Source organism: Defluviitalea phaphyphila (assembly GCF_001466305.1).
GTDB classification, from domain to species: Bacteria; Bacillota; Clostridia; order Lachnospirales; family Defluviitaleaceae; genus Defluviitalea_A; species Defluviitalea_A phaphyphila.
Genome location: NZ_JWID01000042.1, coordinates 1627 through 8139 on the forward strand (window position 1 = coordinate 1627; position 6513 = coordinate 8139).

4 protein-coding genes and 2 CRISPR repeat arrays are annotated in these 6513 nt (G+C 28.0%); all 4 genes read right to left on the reverse strand.

The window, feature by feature from the left end; genetic code table 11:
* Window positions 1-227: 227 nt before the first annotated feature.
* Window positions 228-503 (reverse strand): hypothetical protein, encoded by a 276-nt coding sequence (locus OM90_RS11815; RefSeq protein ID WP_058487067.1) that lies wholly within the window; start codon window positions 501-503, stop codon window positions 228-230.
* Between the two features lie 327 nt (window positions 504-830).
* On the reverse strand, window positions 831-980 hold the full coding sequence (locus OM90_RS13415; RefSeq protein WP_330381873.1) for a hypothetical protein: 150 nt from the start codon (window positions 978-980) through the stop codon (window positions 831-833).
* Between the two features lie 74 nt (window positions 981-1054).
* A CRISPR array of direct repeats spans window positions 1055-1748; the repeat unit is 30 nt; unit sequence GTTTCAATTCCTTATAGGTAGGCTAGAAAC.
* A 324-nt stretch (window positions 1749-2072) separates the two neighbouring features.
* A complete protein-coding gene (locus OM90_RS11820; RefSeq protein WP_242860911.1) occupies window positions 2073-2831 on the reverse strand; it encodes a hypothetical protein in 759 nt (252 codons plus the stop codon).
* Window positions 2818-3975: an AAA family ATPase gene (locus OM90_RS11825; protein ID WP_058487068.1), complete on the reverse strand. Its 1158-nt coding sequence runs from the start codon at window positions 3973-3975 to the stop codon at window positions 2818-2820. Before OM90_RS11825 ends, OM90_RS11820 begins: the two co-directional genes overlap by 14 nt.
* An 804-nt stretch (window positions 3976-4779) precedes the next feature.
* Window positions 4780-5676: direct repeats of the CRISPR family, unit length 30 nt; unit sequence GTTTCAATTCCTTATAGGTAGGCTAGAAAC.
* Window positions 5677-6513 lie beyond the last annotated feature (837 nt).

The window sequence follows — 6513 nt, forward strand, 5'->3', positions numbered from 1 at the left end:
ATTTTTCGGGGGTTGTGGGCTAAATTAAATTGTCGTCGATCCCCCGGGATTTTTTCCCTACTGGAGGTCGACGACTTTTTTAATTTTATAAATCTATTTTTATTCCATTATTTTTAAGTAAGTTTTTTCTATCTTTGTAATCTAGTATTTCCGTTTTCTTTTCAAACCTAAAATTTATATTCTTATTTTCTAAACACTATAAATTATTTTCTAAAACATCCTGTAATTTATAAATAAAGGATTTGAAATAGTAAAAACCCACCTCTTAAATCTTCATTTTCATATGGATTTTTTAAATCATTTAATAACTTTTCAATTAAATTAATATCTACATTAAAAATTGGTGCTCTATCAAATAAGTAATAAATTGCTGATCGACCTATACAGAAAATTCTTCTTAATAAAATGTTTTGAGCCATTTTTGGTTGTTCATCAGAAAATCTTTTTACCCAACTTTCCTCTGAGCCATTAAAATTTACAGAATATATCTGATCAGGCCTCATTATTGAATTAGTTTTTAACTTTACAGCAAAGAATTATTTAAAAACTTAGTTATGATTAAATCATTTCCGACCCTAAAATCCCTACAAATTGTCTATCTAATACAAATCTATTTTTATCCCATTTTAAAATATTTTGAATAAATCCTAGGGAATCTGCATTATACCTTCCCGCTATCCTTTGAAAAGCTAATAATTCATATACCCTATTAGCATCAAAATCTACGGGATATAATCCACTTAAAGGATTTACAAATTAAGTTATTCCTCCACTTCCTCCTGAAGTAATGCTAATCAAAATATCATATACTCCATTCCCTGCAAAATCGTTTAAATAAAGGGTTGAATTATATCTTGTACTACTAAAGTTATATCTTGGATAAACGGACTATTTGGTGTTTTTATGCCTGTCAGATATACATTATCAGCTATTCTATCTCCTGTCACATCTCCTCTTATAAAAGAAACAACCTTCTTCATCCTCTCATCTCCTATAATCAGTGGTTGTGAATATTATATTCACTTTATTTAAAAATCGTTCTAAAGAGAATGAATCTTCAATTCCTTATAGGTAGGCTAGAAACTATATATGGACGAATTGAAAATCGTTCGTATAAAAAGTTTCAATTCCTCATAGGTAGGCTAGAAACACGTACTCCACGCTGTGCCAGTTCCTTCAGAAGCACGTTTCAATTCCTTATAGGTAGGCTAGAAACATTAGCGACATAATTCCATGTACATTTGTCTTTATAAGTTTCAATTCCTTATAGGTAGGCTAGAAACTTTAAAAAATTGTTTAACTGCCTTATACAAAACGAGTTTCAATTCCTCATAGGTAGGCTAGAAACGAGAAAGGAAATTTTTCAGTGAAACCTTCTACATAGTTTCAATTCCTTATAGGTAGGCTAGAAACCTTTAATGCTGTTTGTGCTTCAAGTAAATTAATATCTGTGTTTCAATTCCTTATAGGTAGGCTAGAAACTTTAAAAGATATTGAAAAAGGTAAATATGATTCAAAGTTTCAATTCCTTATAGGTAGGCTAGAAACGCACATCTAAAGAAGACACTTTAATATTTGAAATTATGTTTCAATTCCTTATAGGTAGGCTAGAAACTTGCAAAGACAATAAGTATAGTTTTATGAATAAAAAGTTTCAATTCCTTATAGGTAGGCTAGAAACGTGAAAGAAATAATAATACAGATTGAAGTATAATGAGGTTTCAATTCCTTATAGGTAGGCTAGAAACCCATTGGGTTGCTGTATTTATCGCTATTTTATATTTTCTACATCTTTTTAAAAATTCCTTCTTTTTTTATATATTTTTTTATAAAATGCTTATTTTTCGGGGGTTGTGGGCTAAATTAAATTGTCGTCGATCCCCCGGGGTTTTTTCCCTACTGGAGGTCGACGACTTTTTTAGTTTTACAAATCCATTTTTATTTCATTATTTTTAAGTCAGTTTTTTCTATTTTTATAATCTAGTATTTCCGTTTTCTTTTCAAATCTAAAATTTATATTTTTATTTTCTAAAACATCCTGTAATGTTATAAATAAAGGATTTAAATAGGATTTATTTTTCTATTTCAATTATCCCAAGTTGAATAAATGCTACTGATAATAAACTAATTAATTTATATTTAGAATGTATTTTAAAATATTCTTCTTGTTTATAAAAAATTTCAGAATTAGTTTCACCAAAATAATCAATATCCATCTTAATACCCTGGCCCTCTATATATTTTATCAATTCATATGCAGCTTTTTCTATAGTATTTTCACTTAATTTATTAAGCTGCATATGATTATTTGAAGCAATATAAGCTTTTACATCACTACCTAATGAAAATTCAATATTATGAGTATCCTCATTGAAACTTGAAACTATGTAAGCTTCGACAGAAGGATAACTTAATAGTAAAAGTCCACCTCTTAAATCTTCATTTTCATATGGATTTTTTAAATCATTTAATAACTTTTCAATTAAATTAATATCTACATTAGAAATTGGATCTCTATCAAATAAGTAATAAATTGCTGATCTATCTATAGGGAAATTATATTCAGTTACTAAAGTTGCAAAAATATCATCTAAATAATCATTTTCATCAAGTATATCTGAAATATTTGATTGTTCTGTATTGATTACTGCTACTTTTGAGGAACTTTTATTCTTATTTTGAAAAAAATCAGCTCTATTTCTTCTTTTTTCAATATATTCATAACCTAAAATATTACAGAAAATTCTTCTTAATAAAGAAAATTCTGTTTTACTCCCCTCAACAATAAATAATACTCTACCAATACTTTTATCTTTATTAATTTTCATCATATCCAGGTAACCCCTCAAACACTCCACTTAAATACATCTTTTCGATGTTTTGAGCCATTCTTGGTTGTTCATCAGAAAATCTTTTTACCCAACTTCCCTCTGAGCCATTAAAATTTACAGAATATATCTGATCAGGCCTCATTATTGAAGTAGAAAGCAAATTGGTAGAATGGGAAACAAAAAAGATCTGTGAACCCTTAGATGACTTCATAAAATATCGAATTAGTAACTCTTCAAGTTCATTATGAAAACCACTTGAAAACTCATCAACTATAAGCATTCCTTTCCTACTAGTTAAACTTAAGAACGCAGGGAGAATATTTAAAAGCGTTCTATTCCCTAAAGATTCTTCCATAAATGGAATAGGTGCATCTACACCTTTACGTTTAAAAAAAATCATTTTTTCTTCATCATTTACTGTTGTAATCTTAATTTTATAATTTTTATCTTCATTAGAATAATTAATGTTTTGATTAAATTTATATTTATTAAAAAACTCGTTAATACTTTCTGTTCCATTCGATTTTAAATAATTGATAAGGCCAACATCTTCTTTACCATACGAAATTACTCTTTTCTCAAAAGCATTAATATATACAGAATTTTGTAAGAACTCAAACCATTCTTTAAGGATATCATTTCCTACAAATTTTGTATTAAAATATAGGGTTCTTAAAAATAACGTATCCTTACTTAGGTCATTTTCATCATAAATTATTTCTTTACCTTTATTTATATAAGATTTTGCATTAGTCCCAATTCTTTCTAGTAGAAGTTTGTCATCTAGATAAAGAGTTTCACAAAGGATTTTTCTTACAGGGTCGTTACTTATTAAATATCTAATTTCTCTTTTATCAAACAAAAAATGGTAACCAATTGAAAATTTATTTTCTTCAGAAAAAAGACATAGATATAATCTTGAATTAATTTCTCTTTCTTTGAATAATAAATCCAATAATAATTTAATTGCTATTATAATATTTGATTTCCCTGAAGCATTAGCCCCAACAAACATACAGCCTTTTAAAATTCCATTAGGTGAAACATTTGTGTCCGCAAGAAATTTATAGTTTGTTTTTTTAAAATCTATTTCTGTTTTATTCTTAAACGATTTAAAATTACTTAAAATTATTTTTGATAGCATAAATATCATCCTTTCAATTAAATTATATCATATCTATATTATTTTATGCAATTTTTTTACTGAATACTTTTAATCAAATCGTAATTTTTTTACGATTCTTGATAGTATGCTAATATTATCTCTTTTAATTCCTTTATCAATTTAGCAAAACATAGAAAATCCCTATATTCTTAGTCATTATATTCTATAACAAATAGCTTTAATAAATTTTTATGTATATCCTAAAATATTAAATAAAAGCTATATTTACTATAATATCAAGACATACTTCTTCATTATAATAATAATTGCCAAAATTATAAGACTTTTTAAATATTGTCTTACAACTTTGGCAATTATATTTAATAAAAATATACATAATTATTAGTTTTTAACTTTACAGCAAAGAATTATTTAAAGACTTAGTTATGATTAAATCATTTTCGACCCTAAAATCCCTACCAATTGTCTATCTAATACAAATCTATTTTTATCCCATTTTAAAATATTTTGAATAAATCCTAGGGAATCTGCATTATATCTTCCCGCTATCCTTTGAAAAGCTAATAATTCATATACCCTATCAGCATCAAAATCTACGGAATATAATCCACTTAAGGGATTTACAAATTAAGTTATTCCTCCACTTCCTCCTGAAGTAATACTAATCAAAATATCATATACTCCATTCCCTATCAGCTATTCTATCTCCTGTCACATCTCCTCTTATAAAAGAAACAACCTTCTTCATCCTCTCATCTCCTATAATCAATGGTTGTGAATATTATATTCACTTTATTTAAAAATTGTTCTAAAGAAGATGAATCTTCAATTCCTCATAGGTAGGCTAGAAACTGGTTATCCTTTGGAATTACCTTGTCGATATGCGAAGTTTCAATTCCTTATAGGTAGGCTAGAAACTGTTATTACCTTTAAGAACAATACTATAGCAGCTCTTTTGTTTCAATTCCTCATAGGTAGGCTAGAAACTAAAAACTGCAAAAGGGTATATTTATGCAGGATATAGTTTCAATTCCTTATAGGTAGGCTAGAAACTCATCAGAATACGTTGTAAAGAATTAGATACTATATGTTTCAATTCCTTATAGGTAGGCTAGAAACATCGGGAAATAGGTAGAGCCGATCGGGGCTATACAGAGTGTTTCAATTCCTTATAGGTAGGCTAGAAACGATTCTCTTGTATTTAGTCCTTATGATGAAATTGGGACGTTTCAATTCCTCATAGGTAGGCTAGAAACGTATATGCCAGTTACTTTTGTAGCGACTCTTTGGGATAGTTTCAATTCCTCATAGGTAGGCTAGAAACAATAAAGCAATCTATACATTGTATCACCTTTTTTAGGTTTCAATTCCTCATAGGTAGGCTAGAAACCAACCCGTGGAATGCGTATATACGTATTCCACAACGGTTTCAATTCCTCATAGGTAGGCTAGAAACGAGTTGCCTTGTAGGTATTCTAATAAAATAGCTTGTGTTTCAATTCCTCATAGGTAGGCTAGAAACGAGTATGTAGGCGATATTGAATATACTCAGTACAATTGTTTCAATTCCTCATAGGTAGGCTAGAAACAATAGGAGCGGCTTTTGGAATATCCCCACAACAATGTTTCAATTCCTCATAGGTAGGCTAGAAACATCATAAATACAAAGATTATCAGGGACAAAAGCAAGTTTCAATTCCTCATAGGTAGGCTAGAAACCCATTTGATTGCTGTATTTATCACTATTTTATATTTTCTACGCCTTTTTAAAAATTCCTTCTTTTTTTATGTATTTTTTTATAAAATGCTTATTTTTCGGAGGTTGTGGACTAAATTAAATTGTCGTCGATCCCCCGGGATTTTTTCCCTACTGGAGGTCGACGACTTTTTTAGTTTTGTAAATTTATCTTATGCCATTTACATCATTAGACCCTTTTCAACTTCGACATCCTTTATAAATACTTTCTCTGGATATATTAAAGATATTAAATTTGTAGTATTCGAAATATAAGGCATAAAAGTTACCTTTTCATCCTCGTCATAATCATACTTATCCTGCTATAATTAATACAATACTGCTCTATTACAGCGTTTAATATAATTTCTAATATTTCTTTTGCTTAGAAAGCAGATAATTATAACCTGCTTCATGAATTTTTATCCTTTTATTATTAATACTGTCCCACTAATGTTTAATATTAATTGTATTTCCGCTCCATAAAACTCATTGCTGATGTCAATGTATTAATAACTTTTAACACTTTTGACTAACTATTTCTAGAATTATTATCAAATATTTTAGCTTTAAATAAAATTTACCTGTTATTTTTCCAACTGTATATAATAACTTGTCTAGCTTTGATCCTTTTTTTAGTTTCAAACTCTCCATTATCAGAAATAAGTCTATATATAAACTTATGCATTCTTAAGAGTATTCTAAAATTACTGAAAAAACGTTGAATTTTAGAATTTATGCTTAGTTATTAATTTATGTTTTCTTACATAATAATCAAAGTTTGAACGAGAACCTATAGTATTATCTTTTGCATAAAAATA